Annotated in this window: 17 protein-coding genes; 9 read left to right on the top strand and 8 right to left on the bottom strand. The window is 71.5% G+C overall.

The features are described from left to right. Nucleotides 1-341 precede the first annotated feature (341 nt). The 4 genes from uvrB to AB0K05_RS06930 are packed head-to-tail and all read right to left on the bottom strand — an operon-like array spanning nucleotide 342 to nucleotide 4497. Complete coding sequence (gene uvrB / locus AB0K05_RS06945) at nucleotides 342-2447, bottom strand: excinuclease ABC subunit UvrB (protein WP_148032596.1); 2106 nt, start codon at nucleotides 2445-2447, stop codon at nucleotides 342-344. 36 nt (nucleotides 2448-2483) lie between these two features. Further along, nucleotides 2484-2717 (bottom strand): helix-turn-helix transcriptional regulator, encoded by a 234-nt coding sequence (locus AB0K05_RS06940; protein ID WP_148032597.1) that lies wholly within the window; start codon nucleotides 2715-2717, stop codon nucleotides 2484-2486. A gap of 14 nt (nucleotides 2718-2731) precedes the next feature. Further along, a complete protein-coding gene (locus AB0K05_RS06935) occupies nucleotides 2732-3586 on the bottom strand; it encodes an ABC transporter permease (protein ID WP_271278547.1) in 855 nt (284 codons plus the stop codon). Further along, complete coding sequence (locus tag AB0K05_RS06930) at nucleotides 3583-4497, bottom strand: ABC transporter ATP-binding protein (protein ID WP_187281243.1); 915 nt, start codon at nucleotides 4495-4497, stop codon at nucleotides 3583-3585. Before AB0K05_RS06930 ends, AB0K05_RS06935 begins: the two co-directional genes overlap by 4 nt. Before the next feature lie 143 nt (nucleotides 4498-4640). Between AB0K05_RS06930 and AB0K05_RS06925 the strand changes: the two genes are divergently transcribed. From AB0K05_RS06925 to AB0K05_RS06915, 3 genes are read left to right on the top strand one after another with little or no spacing between them, the layout of a single operon-like run. Next, on the top strand, nucleotides 4641-6206 hold the full coding sequence (locus AB0K05_RS06925; protein ID WP_148032598.1) for an SPFH domain-containing protein: 1566 nt from the start codon (nucleotides 4641-4643) through the stop codon (nucleotides 6204-6206). Continuing rightward, entirely contained in the window at nucleotides 6203-7441 is a 1239-nt protein-coding gene (locus tag AB0K05_RS06920) for an SPFH domain-containing protein (RefSeq protein WP_148032599.1), read from the top strand. The genes AB0K05_RS06925 and AB0K05_RS06920 overlap by 4 nt, the downstream gene beginning before the upstream one ends. 10 nt (nucleotides 7442-7451) lie before the next feature. Beyond that, complete coding sequence (locus AB0K05_RS06915; RefSeq protein ID WP_271278546.1) at nucleotides 7452-8225, top strand: sporulation protein; 774 nt, start codon at nucleotides 7452-7454, stop codon at nucleotides 8223-8225. Here the strand turns inward: AB0K05_RS06915 and AB0K05_RS06910 are convergent. Next, on the bottom strand, nucleotides 8222-9010 hold the full coding sequence (locus tag AB0K05_RS06910) for a class I SAM-dependent methyltransferase (RefSeq protein WP_271278545.1): 789 nt from the start codon (nucleotides 9008-9010) through the stop codon (nucleotides 8222-8224). The genes AB0K05_RS06915 and AB0K05_RS06910 overlap by 4 nt on opposite strands. A 110-nt stretch (nucleotides 9011-9120) precedes the next feature. Here AB0K05_RS06910 and AB0K05_RS06905 point away from each other — a divergent pair, with 110 nt between their 5' ends. From AB0K05_RS06905 to AB0K05_RS06885, 5 genes are all read left to right on the top strand, one after another. Beyond that, on the top strand, nucleotides 9121-10182 hold the full coding sequence (locus tag AB0K05_RS06905) for a hypothetical protein (protein ID WP_246639253.1): 1062 nt from the start codon (nucleotides 9121-9123) through the stop codon (nucleotides 10180-10182). Beyond that, entirely contained in the window at nucleotides 10179-10796 is a 618-nt protein-coding gene (locus AB0K05_RS06900) for a hypothetical protein (protein WP_148032601.1), read from the top strand. The genes AB0K05_RS06905 and AB0K05_RS06900 overlap by 4 nt, the downstream gene beginning before the upstream one ends. A 10-nt stretch (nucleotides 10797-10806) precedes the next feature. Continuing rightward, complete coding sequence (locus tag AB0K05_RS06895) at nucleotides 10807-11607, top strand: inositol monophosphatase family protein (protein ID WP_271278544.1); 801 nt, start codon at nucleotides 10807-10809, stop codon at nucleotides 11605-11607. 104 nt (nucleotides 11608-11711) lie between these two features. After that, nucleotides 11712-11849, top strand: coding sequence for a hypothetical protein (locus AB0K05_RS06890; protein ID WP_187281244.1), 138 nt, complete (start codon nucleotides 11712-11714; stop codon nucleotides 11847-11849). Further along, nucleotides 11846-11992 (top strand): hypothetical protein, encoded by a 147-nt coding sequence (locus AB0K05_RS06885; protein ID WP_187281245.1) that lies wholly within the window; start codon nucleotides 11846-11848, stop codon nucleotides 11990-11992. Before AB0K05_RS06890 ends, AB0K05_RS06885 begins: the two co-directional genes overlap by 4 nt. On the opposite strand, the gene AB0K05_RS06880 is transcribed toward AB0K05_RS06885, so the two are convergent. Then, entirely contained in the window at nucleotides 11985-12428 is a 444-nt protein-coding gene (locus AB0K05_RS06880) for a hypothetical protein (RefSeq protein ID WP_271278543.1), read from the bottom strand. The two genes, AB0K05_RS06885 and AB0K05_RS06880, sit on opposite strands and share 8 nt — an antisense overlap. A 38-nt stretch (nucleotides 12429-12466) precedes the next feature. After that, a complete protein-coding gene (locus AB0K05_RS06875; protein ID WP_261808658.1) occupies nucleotides 12467-13639 on the bottom strand; it encodes an SLC13 family permease in 1173 nt (390 codons plus the stop codon). 58 nt (nucleotides 13640-13697) lie between these two features. On the opposite strand from AB0K05_RS06875, the gene AB0K05_RS06870 reads away from it, so the two are divergent. Continuing rightward, complete coding sequence (locus AB0K05_RS06870) at nucleotides 13698-19283, top strand: TIR domain-containing protein (RefSeq protein ID WP_364227303.1); 5586 nt, start codon at nucleotides 13698-13700, stop codon at nucleotides 19281-19283. Here AB0K05_RS06870 and coaE read toward each other — a convergent pair. Beyond that, on the bottom strand, nucleotides 19280-19882 hold the full coding sequence (gene coaE / locus AB0K05_RS06865) for a dephospho-CoA kinase (RefSeq protein ID WP_148032605.1): 603 nt from the start codon (nucleotides 19880-19882) through the stop codon (nucleotides 19280-19282). The genes AB0K05_RS06870 and coaE overlap by 4 nt on opposite strands. Nucleotides 19883-19895: the final 13 nt, after the last annotated feature.

The raw sequence follows: 19895 nt of genomic DNA, 5'->3' as shown, positions 1-19895 counted from the left end.
GCAAAAACGGCAACCACCACTACGGCGCGAGTCCGGACGGACGGAGAGGGGCAAGCGGAGGTGGGCGGGCGACCCGGCCGAGTTAAGACCGTGCCAGGTACCCCCGCGCCCGGCCCACGCCGAAGGCGAAGACCACCAGACCCCGGGCAATCGCGCGAGGCCGGGTCGCCCGCCCACCGCAGCGGCACAAAGACCAGGACACCCCCGCAGCACAAGGACCGAAAAGCCTACAGAGGCGACACAAAAGCCGAAACGCCCACGACGGCGACACATAGGCCGAAAAGCTCACAGAAGCGACACAAAAGCGGAAACGCTCACCACAGCGACACAAAGGCCGAGAGTCAGCGAACCCCAGCCTCACGCATGTCCCGAAGCTCCCGCTTGAGCTCCTTGATCTCGTCACGAAGCCGAGCCGCCACCTCGAACTGCAGGTCGGCAGCCGCCTGATGCATCTGCTCGGTCAACGAGTCGATCAACGACTCCATCTGCGCCCGAGGCATCTCCCCCGCGATCGCCTTGGCATGCTGCCCCGCCTTGGCGGCGAACCCCGGCACCGGGGCCTTGCCCCGCGACTGGGACCGCCCACCCCCCATGAGCTGCCGGGTGTCGGCGTCCTCCCGCTGCAACGAGTCGAGGATGTCGGCGATCTTCTTACGCAACGGCTGCGGGTCGATGCCGTTGGCCTTGTTGTAGGCGACCTGCTTGGCCCGCCGCCGGTTGGTCTCGTCGATGGCCCGCTCCATCGACGGCGTGACCTTGTCGGCGTACATGTGAACCTGCCCGGACACGTTACGCGCCGCCCGCCCGATCGTCTGGATGAGGGACGTCTCGGACCGCAGGAAGCCCTCCTTGTCGGCGTCGAGGATGGCGACCAGCGACACCTCGGGCAGGTCGAGCCCCTCACGCAGGAGGTTGATGCCCACGAGCACGTCGAACTCGCCGCTGCGCAGCTCCCGCAGCAGCTCGATGCGGCGCAGCGTGTCGACCTCGCTGTGGAGATAGCGGACCCGGATGCCGAGCTCCAGAAGGTAGTCCGTGAGGTCCTCGGCCATCTTCTTGGTCAGCGTGGTCACGAGCACCCGCTCGTCACGCTCGGCCCGCTCGCGGATCTCGTGCACCAGGTCGTCGATCTGCCCCTTGGTCGGCTTGACCACGACCTCGGGGTCGACCAGCCCGGTGGGCCGGATGACCTGCTCGACGACGTCGCCCTTGACCCGGCCCAGCTCGTAGGGCCCGGGGGTGGCGGACAGGTAGACGGTCTGCCCGATGCGCTCCAGGAACTCCTCCCACTTCAGCGGCCGGTTGTCGAGCGCGGACGGCAGCCGGAAGCCGTGGTCGACGAGGGTGCGCTTGCGGGAGGCGTCGCCTTCGTACATGGCGCCGATCTGCGGCACGGTCTGGTGGGACTCGTCGAGCACCAGCAGGAAGTCTTCGGGGAAGTAGTCGAGCAGCGTGTTGGGCGCGCTGCCGGCCTCGCGGGCGTCCATGTGGCGCGAGTAGTTCTCGATGCCGGAGCAGGTGCCGATCTGGCGCATCATCTCGATGTCGTAGGTGGTGCGCATGCGCAGCCGCTGCGCCTCCAGCAGCTTGCCCTGCCGCTCCAGCTCGGCGAGCCGGTCGGCCAGCTCGGCCTCGATGCCGGCGACGGCGGCGGACATCCGCTCCTCGCCCGCCACGTAGTGGGAGGCGGGGAAGATGTAGAGCTCGTCGTCCTCGGTGATGACCTCGCCGGTGAGCGGGTGCATGGTGGACAGCTTCTCGATCTCGTCGCCGAACATCTCGATGCGGACGGCGAGCTCTTCGTACTTGGGGATGATCTCGATGGTGTCACCGCGGACCCGGAACGTGCCGCGGGTGAAGGCGAGGTCGTTGCGGGTGTACTGCATGTCGACGAGGCGGCGCAGCAGCCGGTCGCGGTCGATGTCCATGCCGACGCGCAGCCGGGTCATGCGGTCGACGTACTCCTGCGGCGTGCCGAGGCCGTAGATGCAGGACACGGAGGCGACCACGACGGTGTCGCGGCGGGTCAGCAGCGAGTTGGTGGCCGAGTGGCGCAGCCGCTCGACCTCGTCGTTGATCGAGGAGTCCTTCTCGATGTAGGTGTCGCTCTGCGGGACGTAGGCCTCGGGCTGGTAGTAGTCGTAGTAGGAGACGAAGTATTCGACCGCGTTGTTGGGCAGCATCTCGCGCAGCTCGTTGGCGAACTGGGCGGCGAGCGTCTTGTTGGGCTGCATGACCAGGGTGGGCCGCTGCAGGCGCTCGATGAGCCACGCGATGGTGGCGGTCTTGCCGGTGCCGGTGGCGCCGAGCAGCACGCTGTCCTTGGCCCCGGCCTTGACGCGGCGCTCCAGCTCGGCGATGGCCGTCGGCTGGTCGCCCGAGGGAGTCATCTCGGTGACGACCTCGAACGGCGCCACCTTCCGCTGCAAATCTGTGACCGGACGCATACTGCCCACTGTAGGCGCAGCCACTGACATAAACCGTCAGGCCGATCGCTCACCGATGCGCGGGAACGGCGTGGTGGAGAAGACGACCTCCACGGGCACCTCGAAGTATCCGGCGATGCGCAGCGCCAGGTAGAGGCTGGGACTGTATTCGCCGCGCTCCAGGTAGCCGATCGTCTGGTAGTGCACCCCCAGGGCGTCGGCGAGCTGCCTTCGGGTGACACCACGCTCGGCCCGCAGCAGGGCGATGCGGTTGTAGACGTTCTCGCTCATCGTCGCCCATCTTCTCAGCCGATCCGCTGCATGGCGCGGTGACGGCGCTGCTCCATCAGCGAGCCGGACTCGCGCCTGGCCATCCTGCGCAGGATCGGCGGGGCCAGCACCAGCCCGGCCACGGCCCAGGCGACGAGCACGAGCGTGGTCTCGACCGGGCGCCACGAACCGCCGATCTCCGCGGCGGCGGCCGCGTCGGGCAGCAGCGCCGAGCGCATGCCGAGGCCGAGCCAGTAGAGCGGGAAGACGTGGGCCAAGCCCTGCAGCCAGCCGGCCAGCGCGGTGATCGGGTAGAAGATCCCGGAGATCGCGGTGAGCCCGCCGACGGTCAGCATCACCAGCCCGCCGGCGGCCTGCGGGCTGCCGGCCACGGCGCCGATGACCGCCCCGAGCGGGAGCGCCGACAGGAGGCCGAGCACCGTGATCCAGGCGATGGTGAGCCAGCCGCCCACCCCTGTGCCGGCCAGCTCCGGTACGAGGAACAGCCCGGCGACGAGCAGCACCACCAGGGAGGCCAGGGTGGAGATCGAGAGCACGACGACCTTGCCGGCGAGGTAGCCGACCATGCCCTGGGGCAGCGCCTTGGCCCTGAGCAGGGTGCCGTCCTCACGCTCGACGGAGAGCGTGCCCACCGCGCCCATGAGCGCGTTGATCGGGATCATCAGGCCGAGCAGGCCGGGCAGCGTGGCCGCCGCCAGGGAGAGGCCGGTGCCGGGCAGGGTGGCGTCGCGCTGGAAGTAGAGCACGACGACGAAGGCCGCGGTGGTGACCACGGTGAAGCCCATGTCCTGCGCGCTGGTCACCTGATGCTTGAACTCCATCCACCCGCGGGTGAGCCCCAGCCGGGCGGCGTGCAGCGTGGGGTTCACGCTTCCTCCCTCTTGACGATGGCCATGTAGGTGTCCTCCAGGGTGGCCCGGCGCACCTCCAGGTCGGTGATCCCGCTGCCGTGCTGCTCGAACAGGCCACGGACGAAGGCGGTGGCGTCGTCGGTGGCGTGCACGAAGTGCTCGCCGTCGCGGCTCCAGCGCACCTGGGCATCACGGGAGACCTGGCGGGTCAGGCTGTCGGGGCTGCCGTCGGCGACGATCTTGCCGCCGGCCAGGATGAGGATGCGGTCGGCGAGCTTCTCGGCCTCGTCGAGGTCGTGCGTGGTGAGCAGGATCGTGGTGTCGTCCAGGTCCGACAGGCGGTGCACGAGGTCGTGGAAGTCGCGCCTGGCCTGCGGGTCGAAGCCGGCGGTCGGCTCGTCGAGGAAGAGCACCTCGGGGCGGCCGACGATGCCGATGGCGACGTCGAGGCGGCGCCGCTGGCCGCCGGAGAGCCGGCTGACGCGCTGACCGGCGTGTTTGCCGAGGCCGACCGCCTCGATCAGGTCGGCCGTGTCGAGCGGCAGCCGCCCGGGCTTCGCGTACGGCACGTAGTAGCGGCTCAGATGGTGCAGGAGCTGGTGCACCCGCCAGCGGCCGTGGTCGCGCCAGGACTGCAGGACCACGCCGATCCTGGCCCGCCACGCCTCGCCGCCGCGCGCCGGTTCGGTGCCGAGCACCCGCACCCGGCCGCCGGAGGGGATCCGGAAGCCTTCGAGTATCTCGATCGTGGTGGTCTTGCCCGCGCCGTTCGGCCCGAGCAGGGCGATCACCTCGCCGGGCGCGACGGCGAAGTCGACGCCCCGCAGCACCTCCTTGTCGCCGTACGCCATGCGCAGGCCACTGACCTCGATCGCGGTGCCCTCGTTCGTCACATTGAGGTCACCGTCCAGTTCTCTGGTGGTGCTCATGACCCCCTCCGATGTAGTAGGACTACTACATTCATAGCACGACTACTACTTATGGCAATAGACGTACGACACCGCTTTGCAAGCAGATGGCAAGCCTCACCCGATACGGTCTGAATTCGCTTGTAGCGGAAGAGGAAGGTTTCATGTCACGACCCAGAGAGGCCCTGAGGCAGGCGGGCCAGGGCGTAGCCCAAGCGGTCGCCCAAGGAGGAAACGTACGTCAGGCTGTCGGACAGGCCATGGGCCAGGTCGTCCAGCAGTCCGGGCAATACACCAACCAGGTCCAGGGGTTCGCGCTCAACCCGCACGACTTCGCCGCCGCCCGTGACGGCGGCGTGTCGGTCGGCACGCTGATCGAGGCGCGCACCGCCTCGCTCAACGAGGCCGGCGAGATCGTCAACCGCAGCTTCGCCGAGAACGGCATGCACGTCATCTCGCCCGTGGTGATCCCCAAGAGCGGCACCGCCAAGGTCGTCGTCCCCCTGGTCATCCTGGTGGCGCTCGGCCTGATCGGCGCGCTCGGCAACGTCATCCCGAACACCGACCTGTTCTTCGGCCCCCACTACTGGGTGGTCCTGGTCCTGGCCGCGGCGTTCCTGTGGTGGCGGCGCAGCGTGGTGATGGTGCCGGAGGGCTGCAAGGCGCTGATCACCCAGTTCGGCAAGCTGGTGCACATCGCCGACCCGGGCCGGGTGACGCTGTTCAACCCGTGGAAGCGGGTCAGCTACATCGTCAACACCACCCGCGAGTACCCCTTCAACGCGCCCATCAGCGAGGCGCCGACCCAGCAGGGCGTCAAGGCCAGCGTCGACCTGTTCCTGCAGTTCAGGATCGAGAACCCGGCCGAGTTCATCTTCGTGCTCGGCTCGGTGAGCGGCTTCCAGTCCAAGCTCCAGAACGCCATCAGCGAGGTCACCCGTTCCCTCATCTACGCCCAGCGCGCCGAGGAGATCTACGACCTGGTCGGCGAGAGCACGCACGGCATGCTCGACAGCCTGAACCAGCAGTTCCTGCCCGCGGTGCGGCTCACGGACGTGAACATCACCCACGCCGAGCCCTCCAGCCAGGAGTACCGCATGGACCTGGCCGCCCCCGAGATGGTCCGGGTGGCCAAGGAGGCCTACACCTACGAGTACGAGCTCAACCTGCGCAAGGAGCAGAACGAGGGCGACCTGGTCAAGGAGCTGGCCGGGCTGCAGGAGACGCTGAGCGCCATCCAGGCTGAGATCGCCGGCTACCAGGCGCGGATGGACACCGCGCTGGAGCGGGCCACCCACCAGGCCACCGCTCAGGCCAGGCAGCGCCTGGTCGAGGCCGAGTCCGAGGCCAAGGCCAACTCGGCGCTGCTGGAGGCGCAGGCGCTGGACATCCGGGCGCTGAGCGCGGCCGAGGCGCCGGAGATCCTCGACTACCGCTTCCAGCAGGACCTGCTGGACAAGCTGGAGTCGGTCGCGAACCGGCTGCCGCAGGTGGTGCACGTCGGCGAGCAGAGCGACATCGACTTCCTCCAGCTGGCCCAGAGCCTGGTCGGCGGCAAGGAGGCGGTGCTGTTCACGCCCGAGGACATGGCCGCCATCCGCGTCAGGCTGCAGCAGATCGGCACCCGCGTGTCCGGTCGTGAGGCGGAGATCAACGCGCTGCTGAAGCGGGTCGCCGACGAGGTCACGGAAGCCCCGGACCTGGAGATCACCACGGAGGTCGAGCGATGAGCCGCGAGTTCTCGAAGATCAAGGAGTCGCTGGCGTCCTGGTCGGAGATCCGCCAGCTGCTGCGTGGCGGCGAGCAGGGCCAGCTCGTGCCCGTCGTCATCCCCAAGGACCGGCGCGGCTTCAGCTGGATGATCCTGATCTTCCTGGCCGTCTACTTCGCCGGCATGGCGGTGCTGACGGACTGGACCGTCCTCGCCGCGCTGGCCGCGCTGTTCTTCCTGGTCGTCGCGCTGCTCACGATGTGGCGGCGGGCGATCATCGAGATCGAGGAGGGCACCACCGGGGTGCGCAGCCGCTGGGGCGCGATCGTCTCCACGCTGCCTCCCGGCCGGCATTACCTCTGGCTGCCCTGGGACCGGGTGGACGCGGTCGTCGACACCTCGACCGAGATCCCGTACTCGGCGCCGATCGTGGCCTGCCCGACGGCGGAGAACGTGCCGCTGAAGTCGATCGAGTTCTTCCTGAAGTTCCGCATCGTGGACCCGGTGGCGTTCGTCCGCACGATCGGCGCCGGCAACTTCGACCTGGTGCTGTCCAGCGCCGTGCAGGACGCGATCCGGCAGCGCAGCCGCAGGGTGAACACCGAGCGGGCCTACGACCTGCGCGGCTCGGACGTGGGCGACATGCAGGACGCGCTCAACCGCCAGCTCGGCCGCTACGGGGTGCGCGTCACCGGCGCCAACATCCCCGACGTGCAACTGCCCGACCAGTACCAGCAGCACCTGTCCACCCGCGAGAAGGTGGCCAAGGAGCTGCAGGCGTACGAGCGCGAGTGGGAGCTGACCCGCAAGCGCCGCATCGACACCCTGCTCATGGAGATCGAGCGGGCCAAGAAGACCCGCGACGCCCGCGTGGTCGAGGTCAAGGCCGCGCACAACACGGCGCGCAAGGACGTGGCCCGGATGCTGGAGGAGCAGGAGACCGAGGCGCAGCGGGTGCGCTGGGAGATCGAGGCACGCGGCCGCGCCGAGCTGACCGCCGCCGAGAACGAGGCCAAGGCGCTGCGCCGGCTGGCCGACTCCTACCGCGACAACCGGGCCGTGCTCCAGTACGAGCTCGCCCGCAGGCGCCTCGACGTGGGCGCCACCCTCGCGGAGAAGGCCCCGCAGCCGCTGGTGGTCCGCACCCAGCAGGGCGGCGGCGACTCCGCGTTGTCCACGCTTCTGCTGGCCCAGTTGCTCCCCCGGATCTCGGCCAACGGCAGGAGCCTCGGGGCACAACCACCCACCACATAGGAGAACCCCCATGGTGTTCCGCAAGCTGATGGCCGCGTTCGGCGCGGGCGTCGAGGTAGACACGGTCCTGTCGAACGCCAGCGTCCGCCCCGGCGAACCGCTGCGCGGGGTGGTCCACTTCCGCGGCGGCGGCTCCGACTACAAGGTGGAGGCCATCACCGTCGACCTGACGGCCGTGGTGGAGGTCGAGTCCGGCGACAGCGAGTACAAGACGACCTACAGTTTCCTGCGCCAGCAGGTGTCGGGCCCGCTGCAACTGGCGGCCAAGGCCGAGCACCGGCAGCCGTTCGAGATCCTGGTGCCGTGGGAGACGCCGATCAGCGCGATCGGCGGCCACCCGCTGCACGGCATGCGGCTCGGCGTGCACACCGAGCTCGCGCTCGCCGGCGCACTCGACAAGGGCGACCTGGACCCGCTGTTCGTCAACCCGCTCCCGGCCCAGGACCACGTGCTCGCCGCGCTGGACCGGCTCGGCTTCCGGTTCAAGAAGGCCGACCTGGAGCGGGGCACGCTGCACGGGTCGACGATGCCGTTCTTCCAGGAGATCGAGTACTACGCGGGCGGCTCGTGGCGGCGCCACTTCAACGAGCTGGAGCTGACGTTCATCGCCGGCCCGCGGCAGATGGACGTCATCCTGGAGGCCGACCAGCGCGACGGCTTCCTGCGTGCCGGCCAGGACACCTACAACCGCTTCACCGTCCGCCACGACGAGCACCCTGCGGGCGTCGACCAGGCCCTCCAGCGCGGCCTGGAGTCGATGGCGCGCAGGCGCGGCTGGTTCTAGCCCTTCCTGGCCACCGCCAGCAGGTGGCCGCTCACGCCCAGCAGTGACGGCACCGATTCGAGCCGACGGGCGGCGTCGAGCAGCAGCTCGCGCCGCCCTTCGTCGTCCAGCCACACGTCGATGTCGCCGTACAGCCAGAACGCGCCCTCCAGCCCGTACCGGACGGGCTCGGCGAGCCCGGCGTCGGCGAACTCCCCGATGATCTCGTCGGGGTCGTGGAAGAAGCCCCGGAACCCTCCCTCCCTAGGGGACACCATGAGCCCGGTCTCCGCGGCGTGGTACTCGGCCGCCAGATGCTCCGGCCGCAGCGCGAAGCCGCGGGCGAACCCGTCGTGCAACCCGGCGAAACGGCTGATGAACGCCGCCACCACCACCCCGCCGGGCCGCACCGCCCGGCGCGCCTCGGCCAGCGCCCGCACCCGGTCGTAGCGCTCGGTCAGGTGGTAGAGCGGCCCCAGCAGCATCACCGCGTCGGCCCCGCCGTCCGGCGCGGGCAGCGAGCGGGCGTCGCCCAGCCGCGCGGTGACCCCCGGCAGCCGCTCGGCCCGCGCCACGTGCAGCGGCACCGGGTCGATCAGCTCGACGTCGTAGCCGTCGGCGGCCAGCCACTCCGCGTGCACGCCCGTACCGCCCCCCACGTCGAGAACCCTGGCGGGAGCCGGCGGCAGCACCCGGCGCAGCACGTCCTGCGTACGCCAGAACTCCAGCCGCCCGACGCCCTCACGGAGCCGGGTCACTTCGCCGCCCTGCTCGTAGTAGCCCAGGGTCTCCGGGTCGATGGTCATGGCCGTCGATCTTAAACGGTACGGGGGACGCGCTTTCCCTGTGCTAGCCCCTGGCCTGGCAGCGTCGTTACCATGACGGCGGGACTGACTGTTCGTCGGACGGGGCAGCGATGGCACGGTTCGTGGGGGCGTTGAAACGGATCGCGCCGTGGGCGGTCCAGAACGCCGACGTCGCCATCGCGTTGCTACTGGCCGTCGTGGTGGGCGTGCTCGGCATCATGCCCGACGAGATCTTCGGCGACAACGGCGCCACCGTGCAGACACAGCTCGTCAGCGCCGCGACGCTGGTGATCCTGGCGCTGGTGGCCACCGCGCTGCTGCGCGACCGGGCCCGCCAGGCGCCGATGGAGGCCATCACCTCCGACGTGCTCGGCCGGCTGCCGACCAGGCTCGACCGGCTGGAGCAGATCGAGTCGCTGGTCGACCGTACCCGCAAGGCGCTGGACGCGCTGCAGCTCGTCCGGGTGCTGGGCAGCTCGCAGGAGATCGCGCAGGCGCACGCCGAGGCGCGCGAGGACACCACGCGGTGGAGCTTCAAGGGCGGCACCGGCACCTACCTGCGCGCCGTCACCCTGCCCGCGTGCGTGGCGGCCGCCCGCCGCGACAAGCGCCACCTGACCGTGCGCATCGAGGTGATCGACCCGGCCGACGTCGAGGTCTGCGAGACGTACGCGCACTACCGGCGGTCGCTGTCCGACCTGCCCGACGGCACCGGCGAGCGGTGGACCACCGACCGGGTCAGGAAGGAGTCGTACGCGACCATCCTGGCGGCGTTCTGGCACCGGCAGCGTTACGGGCTGCTCGACATCGGGGTGGGCCTGTCGTCGACGATGACCACGTTCCGCTGGGACCTGTCCAGCAGCCGCCTGATCATGACGGTCGAGGACCCGAACCGCGCGATGACGGCGCTGGCCGGCACCTTCTACTACGAGAACTGCGACACCGAGCTGCGGCTCAGCTTCGAGCAGGCGCGCCGGGTCCCGCTGGACAAGTACCGGAGCGTGCAGCTCGGCGACGAGCCCACGATCGAGGAGGTGCAGGACCTGTTCGAGCGGATCGGCGTGCCGTTGCCCAAGACCTACAACGGCCGCGACGTCGTCGACATCGCCCGCAAGGCGCTGCGCGCGGTCGACCCCTATGGCGAGCCGCTGCGGGAGACGGCGGTCCCATGAGCTACGGCGGCGTCTTCCAGCGGCTCGCGCGCGGCGAGGCCAGGGCCTGGGCTCTGGCGGCGATCTCCGGTGACGGTCTGCGCGGCGTGCGCCACCCGCTCGGATTCGTCTGCCTGCCGCTGGAGCGCGACGGCGGCGAGGGGGTATGTATCCATCTGTGGTCCGACTCGCTGGCGCCCGCGCGCAGCACCACCTCGCAGATCCACTGCCACAGCTGGGACCTGGTCAGCCACGTCCTCTACGGCCAGGTGCGCAATGTGCACGCCGTGGTGACCGACGCCGGTCACGACGCCACGCACCGGGTGTTCGAGGTCGTCAGCGGGCCGGGCGGCGACCGCATCTCCCCCACCCCGCGCACCGTCCGTCACGAGACGGGCCTGGTGGAGGTGTTCGGGCCCGGCGACACCTACACGCTGCCGTCAGGACGCTTCCACAGCAGCGTCGTCCCCGAGGGCGGGGAGACCGCCACGATCGCGCTCGGCCGGAGCCGTCCGGGCAGCCGCGACCTGTCGCTCGGCCCGCTCCGCACGGGCGGCCACCACGTGCCGAGGCAGGCGCTCGACACCGCGGAGACGGCGCTGGCCGTCCGACTGATAGCCGCCCACCTGAGCTGAGGGGTTCCCGATGGATCTGGATCACGCCCGCGCGGTCGCCGTCGAGGCCGCCGAGGCCGCGGGGGCGCTGCTCCTGGACGGCACCCGAGGCGAGGTCGGAGTGCGCCAGAAGGGCGACGCCGGCGACGTGGTCACCGATCTCGACCTGGCGTCGGAGGAGCTCCTGGCCGGCCGGATCCTGACGGCGTTCCCGTCACACTCGGTGATCACCGAGGAGTCGGGCCTGCTGGGCGCCTCGGGCGGCGAGTGGACGTGGCTGGTCGACCCGCTCGACGGCACCAACAACGTGGCCATCGGCCTGCCCGCCTACGTGGTCGGGCTGGCGCTGTGCCGGGTCGGCCGGCCGGTGCTCGGCGTGGTGCACGACCCGGTGACGGCGCGGACGTGGTCGGCGATCCAGGGCCGCGGCGCGCTGGCCCCGTCGGGGTCGCGGCTGTCGGCGTCCTACCGGCCCTCTCCGCACGGGCCGCTCCTGGCTTGGACCCAGGGGTATGCTGTGAGCAGGCAAGACGCCAGAGCGTGCCTGCTGAAGTCGGCCCTGGAGCTGAGCGCCAGACGAGTGCTGCAGCTGTGGGCCCCGTTGCTGCAGTGGGTGATGCTCGCCCGTGGCGACATCGACGGCATCGTCGGCTACCGCGCGGAGGCGATCGATCTGCCGGCCGGGGCGCTGATCGCCCAGGAGGCGGGCATCGAGATCCGGGCGCTCGACGGCGGGCCGTTCGAGGAGAGCATCGACGGCGGCGCCGGAGATCGCAGTTTCGTGGCCGCGCACCCCAAGGCCCTGCCGGGCCTGCTGGCCCTTGTCAGCTGACGATCCGGCGAGGTGGGAAGGTCGATGACTTCCGTCTGCCGTCGATGTCGATGTCGATGAAGAGGGTGCTTGGAAGCGGCACCGCAGGGAAAGGAGAGATCACCATGGCGACCATGCTGACCGATGTGACCGTAAGCGAGCCGGCGCGGGTGCTCTTCGCCTCCGCTGCGCAACCGTCCGACGCCTTTACCCCCGAGCGGATCCGTGCGGCCGCCTTCCGGAATCGGCTGGTGACGGCATGACCAATGAGCGGGGGAAGGACTGGGCCCATCCGTGGTTCGCGGTCGTGGTGGGGCCGCGCCCGTCGGAGCAGGTTCCGGAGGAGGACGAGCGCCGCAGGCGCCGCCGCCCTCCCCGGCCGGTGAAGCTCCGGCGCACTACTTGAGCAGGTGCTCGCACGTGCCCTTGCCGGAGGCGACCTTCTCGCCGTCCACGGTGATCCGGCAGGCGGCGGGCTGGAACTGGCCGTTCGCGTCCCGTACGGACCCTGACACGAGGGTGATCAGCCGGCCGGCCTTCTGCTCGGCGGCGGTCAGCTCGATCTCGGCGGTCCTCGACCAGGGCAGGTCCGCGTCGTTCTCGGTGCCGTTCGTGTCGAGGTGGTAGACGATCGGCTGGGCGGAGGTGCCCTTGCCGAGCACTTCCAGCTTGACCTGGCGCACCGCCAGGGCGGAGGCGTCGTCCGTGGCCGGGAGGGTGTCGGCGGACGCCGTGGAGGGCACCGCTTCCGAGGGGGCGGAGGCGTCGGTGGCGCCGCCGCAACCCGCCAGCGCCATGATCATGGCGAGCGCTGCGATGGTCATCTTTCGCGATTCGGGCATGGCGCCCATTGTCGCGGACCTTGACGGCTCGTTCGGGACTATCCGAAAGTCACCAGCGCCCACGTGGTGGTGACCAGCCCGACGACGGCCAGACCGGCCCCGGTGAGCAGGAAGCGGCGCATCGGCACCCGCAGGCCGTGGCGGCGGCACGACTCGAACCAGAGCAGCGTGGCCAGCGACGCCCACGGCGTGATCACCGGCCCCACGTTGGTGCCGACGAGCAGGGCGAACAGCTGGCCGCGGTCGCCGGGCGGGATGACCTCCTCCACGGCCTTGTACGCGGGCAGGTTGTTGATGACGTTGGACAGACCGGCGCCGACGGCTGCGGTCCTGTACGGGTCGCGGTCCGTGCCGAGCAGCCAGTTCATCAGGTCGGCCAGCCCGTAGCGGCTCAGCGTGGGCACCACCAGGAACAGCCCGGTCACGAAGACGAGCAGTTGCCAGGGCACCAGCCCCCAGGTGAGCCGGGCGCGGTCGCGCACGGCGAAGGCGACCACCACGACGAGCGCCGCGGCGACCGCGGCGACGCCGACCTCCACCCGGGCCAGCAGGGCCACGATGAACAGCAGGCACGCGGCCGAGGCGGCGCCGAACAGCACGCGGTCGCCGACCGGCTGCAGCACGGGCGGGGTGTAGCGCAGCTCACGGCGTTCGCCGCGGCGCCAGAAGAACGCCCACAGGAACGCCATCGTCACCACGATCGAGACGAGCTGGGGCGCCCACATGCGGGCGGCGAACTCCAGCGGCGACAGCCCGATCTCGTCCATGGCGAGCAGGTTGGTCAGGTTGGACACCGGCAGCAGCAGGCTCGCGGTGTTGGCGAACCAGATGGTCGTCATGGCCAGCGGCAGGGCGGCGATGCGGGCCCGGGACGCCAGGGCGAGCATGACGGGGGTGAGGAGGACGGCAGTCGTATCGAGATTCAGAAATATCGTGATAAATGACGCGAAGGCAGTGCAGAGCAGGAAAAGCGCGACGTAGTTCCCGCGGCCGAGCACCGCCACCCTGGCCGCGATGGCGTCGAAGACCTGGGCCTCCTTGGTCAGCTCGGCGAGCACGATGATGCCGACCAGGAAGACCAGCAGCGGCCCGATCTCCGCCAGGCTCTCGGCGGCGTCGGGCAGCGGGAGCAGGCCGGTCGCCACGAAGAGCAGGCCGAGCGCGAGCAGCCCGATCCTGATCCAGTCGAGCACGCCAAGACGACGCAACACGAGGACGATGATCGCACACGGGCTGCGAAAGGCCGATCCCACGCGTGATACTGGACGGATGGCGCGTGACGGCAGGCCGACCCAGATCTTCGTCAGCTACTCCCCCGCCGACACGGCGTGGGCCACCTGGATCGCCTGGGAGCTGGAGGCGGCCGGCTACCGGACGATGATCCAGGCATGGGACTTCGTGCCCGGCACCAACTTCATCGACTTCATGGACCGCGGGGTCAGCGAGGCCGGACTGGTCGTGGCCGTGCTCTCGCGCAACTACCTGAGCTCGCGCTACGGGCGGATGGAGTGGCAGGCGGCGCTCCGCGCCGATCCCGACAACCCGTCCAACAAGCTGGTCACGATCCGGCTGGAGGACGTGCGGCTCGAAGGGCTGCTGTCCACGATCACCTGGGTCGACCTGCTGGGCGTCACCGACGCGGGGCAGGCCAGGGCGCTGCTGCTGGGCCGGGTGCGCGAGGCGCTGGCGGGCCGGGCCAAGCCGGAGGCCGCGCCGGCGTTCCCCACCGGCACGAGGACGGTCGCCGGTCCCGCGCCCTCGCTGCCGCCGCCCGGCGAGCGGTCCAGGGCGCGCCGCACGCCGGTGTCGGCGCCGAAGTTCCCGCCCGCCACGGGCCCGCATCCGGCGCGCGAGTCCGTCAGCGTGCTCCACATCGGCGGTCCGCGCTTCGGCCGGGCGCTGCCCGACCCCGGTGAGCCGTTCACGCCGGAAGACATGCAGGCGCGCATCTGGGCCGACCTGACCTCCATGTACGACCGGGGGATGCCGCGGCCCGACCTGATGGTGGTCAGCGGCGACCTGACGGAGTCGGGCACCCTCGGCCAGTTCGGGCAGGCCACCCGGTTCGTCACCGACCTGCGGATGCTGATCGGGCTGGAGCCGCACCGGCTGGTCATCGTGCCGGGGCCGCGCGACGTGACGAAGGCCGCGGCCAGCGCCTACTTCATGACGTGCGAGGCCGACGACGTGCGCCCGCAGCCGCCCTACTGGCCGAAGTGGCGCCACTTCGCCGGCCTGTTCGAGGAGGTCTACCAGGGGCTGGACGACCGGGTGTTCGACGGCGGGCAGCCGTGGACCCTGTTCGAGGTGCCCGATCTGAAGGTGGTGGTGGCCGGGCTCAACTCGACCATGGCCATGAGTCATCTCGAGCGCCACGCGTACGCGATGCTGGGCGAGGCGCAGGCGGCCTGGTTCGCCGAGCGGCTGCGCCCTTACGAGGAGCGGGCGTGGCTGCGGCTCGGCGTGCTGGGCCATCCGCCCGACGCGCTGCACGACGCGCCCGCGTACGACCGGCTGCTGGCGCACCGGCTCAACCTGCTCTTCCAGAGCGGCGGGCAGGGCGGCGAGCTCGCGGTCGCCGCGCCGCGCTCCGGCCGCCACCACGTCGTGGAGATCACCTCCGGCGGCGTCAGGATGTGGCTGCCCGACGGCGGCGAGCCGGAACGGTCCCCGAGGGCCTGGCGGGCCGCCCGCGCCACGTTCGCGGGCGAGACGCCCCCCGCGCGGCTGCCCGCCCCGCCGGCCGGGCCCGGACAGCCCGACGGGCGCCAGCCGAGCCCGGTCGACCTGCTGCTCGACCGGATCACCGAGGTGTGCGAGGCCAGGCACGAGCGGGCCAGGATCCGCCGGCTGCGCGAGCACCTGGTGGTCACCCATCCTGAGGACGGGTTCGTCCGGCAGACGATGATCGGCGCCCACGTCGGCGACCTGACGGCCGAGGACGCGACGGCCTTCGTGCGGCAGGCGCACGCCACGGAGCTGGCGGCGGAGCTGGTCTACCAGGGGCCGCCCCCGCCACGCGCGCTGCGTGAGGACCTGATGCGGCGCGGGGTGCGGCTGCGCAGCTTCACCGAGTTCCAGGGCCTGCTCGACCTGTCCGGTTACGTGGCCGAGCAGACGGCCAGGCTGACCACCGACCGCCGCTACCCGCCCGATCTGTACGTGCCGCAGCGCTACCGCGAGCTCGACCGGCCGGGCGGCCAGGTCAGGCCGGGCCTGACCGACGAGCTGATGCGGCTGCTGTCGGCCGACCACGGCCGGTTCCTGCTGCTGCTCGGCGACTTCGGCCACGGCAAGACGTTCGCGCTGCGCGAGCTGGCCCGGCGCATCCCGGCCGAGCTGCCCCACCTGACGCCGATCCTCATCGAGCTGCGCGCCCTGGACAAGTCCCACTCGGTCGACGGGCTGGTGGCGGCCCACCTGGCCAACCACGGCGAGGAGGTCATCGACCTGAAGGCGTTCCGCTACCTGCTGCGCCAGGGGCGGATCGTGCTGCTGTTCGACGGGTTCGACGAGCTGGTCACCCGGCTCACCTACGACCGGGCGGCCGACCACCTGGCGACGCTGCTGGCCGCGGCGGAGGACAAGGCGAAGATCGTGGTCGCCAGCCGCACGCAACACTTCAAGTCGCACAGCCAGGTGCTGACCTCGCTCGGCGAGATGGTGGGCGTGCTGCCGCAGCGGCGGGTGCTCGGGCTGGAGAACTTCACCCGCGACCAGATCCGCTCCTACCTGCACAACCGGTTCGCCCGCGAGGACGAGGCGGCCGCCCGCATGTCGCTGATGGAGGGCATCGAGGACCTGCTGGCGCTGGCCAGGAACCCGCGCATGCTCACCTTCATCGCCGACCTGGACGCCGAGCGGCTGCGCACGGTCGCCGAGGCCCGCCACACGATCAGCCCGGCGCTGCTGTACGAGCAGATCCTGGAGGCCTGGCTGGCCTTCGAGGAGCACCGGGCCAGGATGCCCGGCTCGGCGGCGGCGCTGACCAAGGACGAGCTGTGGCAGGCGGTGACGGCGCTGGCGCTGCGGCTGTGGGAGACCGGCGAGTCGCTGCTCGGCGTCGAGGAGCTGACCGAGATCGCCGAAACGCTGGCCGACCTGGCGGGCGGCCAGCTCACCCCCGCGCACACCGCGTACGCGATGGGGTCGGGCAGCCTGATGGTCCGCACCGAGGAGGGCATGTTCGGGTTCATCCACGCCTCGGTGATGGAATGGCTGATCGCCCGCCACGTCGCGGCGACGCTGGAGGCGCCGGCGGTGCTGTCGCGGCGGCCGCTGTCGGCGCTGACCGTGGAGTTCCTGTGCGACCTGGCCGACGTGCGGGCGCTGCGCGCGTGGGTCGCCGACCCGCCCGCCGACGACGTGGCCAGGGCGAACGCCGTCAAGATCGCCGCCCGGCTGCGCACCCCCGCCAGGGCCGACCTGCGCGGCGCGAACCTCAAGGGTGAGGACCTGTCGGCCAGAGACCTGCGGGAGGTCGATCTGACCGGCGCCGACCTGACCGAGGCGACGCTGGCCGGCACCAACCTGTCCAGGGCGGTGCTGCGCGACGCCCGCCTGGTCGGGGCCAGGCTGGACGGCGCGGTGCTCGCCGGCGCCGATCTGACGGGCGCCGACCTGTCGGGGGCGCGGCTGGCCAGGACCGACCTGAGCGACGCGGCCGTGTCCGGCGCCCGCTGGCACCGGGCCGCGCTGATCGACGTGCGCGGCACGCTCCCGCGCCTGCCGGGCGCCGCCGTGGTGCCCGGCCAGCCGGTGGAGACCCAGCTGGCGCCTGCCGAGATCGGGGTCCCGTACGGCTATCACTTCCAGACCAGCCGGCTGCCCGAGCCGATCGCCTACAGCCCCGACGGCGCGACGATCGCGATCGGCCACGACGACGGCGGGGTGCTGCTGTGCGTCGGCGGGCTGCCGGTGCGCACGCTGCAGGGGCACTCCGGGCGGGTGTACGCGGTCTCGTTCGCCGGCGGCCTGCTGGCGAGCGGCGCGAGCGACGGCACCGTGGTGCTGTGGGACGCGCTGACCGGTGAGCGGCTGCGCACGCTGACCGGTCACTCCGACGGCGCCTGGCCGGTGCGGCTCAGCCCGACAGGCGAACTGCTGGCGGTGGGCGGCGGCGACGGCGTGGTCCGGGTGTGGGACACCGCGACGGGCGAGTCCGTCCACCTGCTGGCCGGCCACCAGGCCCCGGTCTACACGGCCTCGTTCGGCGGGTCGGCGCTGGTGACGGGCGACTCGGCCGGCGTGGTCCGGGTGTGGGACCTCACGTCCGGAGAGCTCGTCACGACGCTCGACGGGCACCGCGGCGGCGTCTACCGGGCCGTGCACGCCCCCGGCGGCGCGCTGCTGGCCACCGGCGACGAGGCGGGCACGCTGCGGCTGTGGGACACCCGCACGTGGGAGCGGCGGCACGCGCTCACCGGCCACCGGGGCAGCATCTACTGCGTCACGTTCTCCCCCGACGGTTCGCTGGTGGCCACCGGCGACACCTCGGGCGACGTGCGGCTGTGGGAGACGTCCGGCGAGTTCCGCGGCCTGCACACCACCCACGCGGCGGCCGTCTACCAGGTGGCGTTCTCACCCGACGGGCACACGCTCGCCACCGGCGACTCCGGCGGCGTGGTCCGGCTGCAGACCGTGGGCGGCCCGCACCGCACCGAGCTGACCGGCCACCGCAGCTCGGTGTGGCCGTTCGCGTGGCGGCCCGACGGCGGGCAGCTCGCCACCAGCAGCAACGACGGCACCGTGCGGCTGTGGGACCCGGTGTCCGGCAAGTGCCAGCGAGTGCTGCGCGGCCACGGCAGGCGCATCACCTCCGTACGGTTCAGCGCCGACGGCACGATGCTGGCCACCAGCGGCAACGACGGCGTGGTCCGCATCTGGGAGCCGCGCACCGGGCGGAAGCTGACCGAGTTCACCGGCACCTCCGACCGGCTCATCTCCGCGCTGTTCTCCCCCGCGGGCCCGCTGCTCGCCGCCTCCAGCAACGACGGCGGCGTGCACTTCTGGAACGTGACGACCCACGAGTACGAGCGCGAGCTGAACACCGAGACCGACCACGTGTGGGCCGAGGCGTTCAGCCCCGACGGCACCATGCTGGCGACCGCCAACGACGACGACAGCGTGCGCGTCTGGTGGCGCTCCACGGGCCGGCTGGTCACCAACCTGGCCGACCACCGCGGCCGGGTCCGCTCGATCGCCTTCAGCCCCGACGGCCGCTACGTCGCCACCGGGTGCGACGACCGTCGCGTACGGATCTGGCACGTGGAGTCCGGCGGCCGGGTGGCCACCCTCGACGGGCACACCGACCGGGTGTACGCGGTGGCGTTCTCGTCGTCGGGCCGCCTGCTGGCGAGCGCCGGCAACGACGGCCGGGCCCTGGTGTGGGAGCTGCGGCCGGGCCAGCCGTGGCATCCGCTGCTGCGGCACACCCTCGACGGCGGCCGGGGCCGGCTGTGGAGCGTCGCCTTCGACGCGTCCGGAGAGCGGCTGGCGACCGGCGGCGACGACCTGACCGTGCGGGTGTGGGACGCGGAGTCGGGGCGGCTGCTGCACCGGTTGGAAGGGCACGCGCGGCGGGTCTGGTCGGTGGCCTTCAGCCCGGTCTCCGACCTGCTGGCCACGGCGGGCGACGACGGGGCGGTCATCCTGTGGCAGGGCGCGGAGCGGCTGGTGACGCTGCTCGGGCTGCCGGAGGGCTGGGCGGCGCTCGCCCCCGACGGGCGCTACAAGGTGCACGGCGAGACGGCGGGGCAGTTCTGGCACGTCGTCGGCATGTCGAGGTTCGAGCTGGGAGAGCTGGACGCCTACCTGCCGGGGGTGCGCCAGGTGCCGCTGGACTCGCCGTTCTAACCCCGGGCGGCGCGCTCCAGCAGCTCGGCCCAGACCTCGTCGGCCCGGGCGTCCAGGTCGTCGAGCGATCCCTCGTTGGGGATCACGACGTCGGCCACGGCCAGCCGGTCCTCGCGGCTCGCCTGGGCGGCGATGCGGGCCTTAGCGTCGTGCTCGGCCATGCCGCGGTGGTCGGCCAGGCGGGCGATGCGCACCTCGTCGGCCGCGTCGACCACGATGACCACGTCATACATGCCCGCCAGGCCGTTCTCGGCCAGCAGCGGCACGTCGTAGACCACGATCGCGTCGTCGGGCGCCTCGCTCTGCAGCCGGGCGACCCGCTCCCCCACCAGGGGATGCACGATCGCGTTGAGCGCGGCCAGCTTCTCCTGGTCGGCGAAGACGATCGAGCCGAGCTTCTCCCTGTCGAGCGAGCCGTCGGGGCGGAGCACCTCCTCGCCGAACGTCGCCACCACCCGGGCCAGGCCGGGGGTGCCCGGCTCGACCACCTCGCGGGCGATCTTGTCGGCGTCGATGACCACGGCGCCCCTGGCGGACAGCCTCTTGGACACCTCGCTCTTGCCCGAACCGATGCCGCCGGTGAGCCCAATCTTCAGCACAGCGGCAGCCTAC

Origin of the sequence: Nonomuraea sp. NPDC049486, assembly GCF_040676925.1 — a bacterium.
Taxonomy (GTDB): Bacteria; Actinomycetota; Actinomycetes; order Streptosporangiales; family Streptosporangiaceae; genus Nonomuraea; species Nonomuraea ferruginea.
Note: the sequence above shows the minus strand (reverse complement) of the source record. Positions and strands in the feature narration are given on the sequence as shown.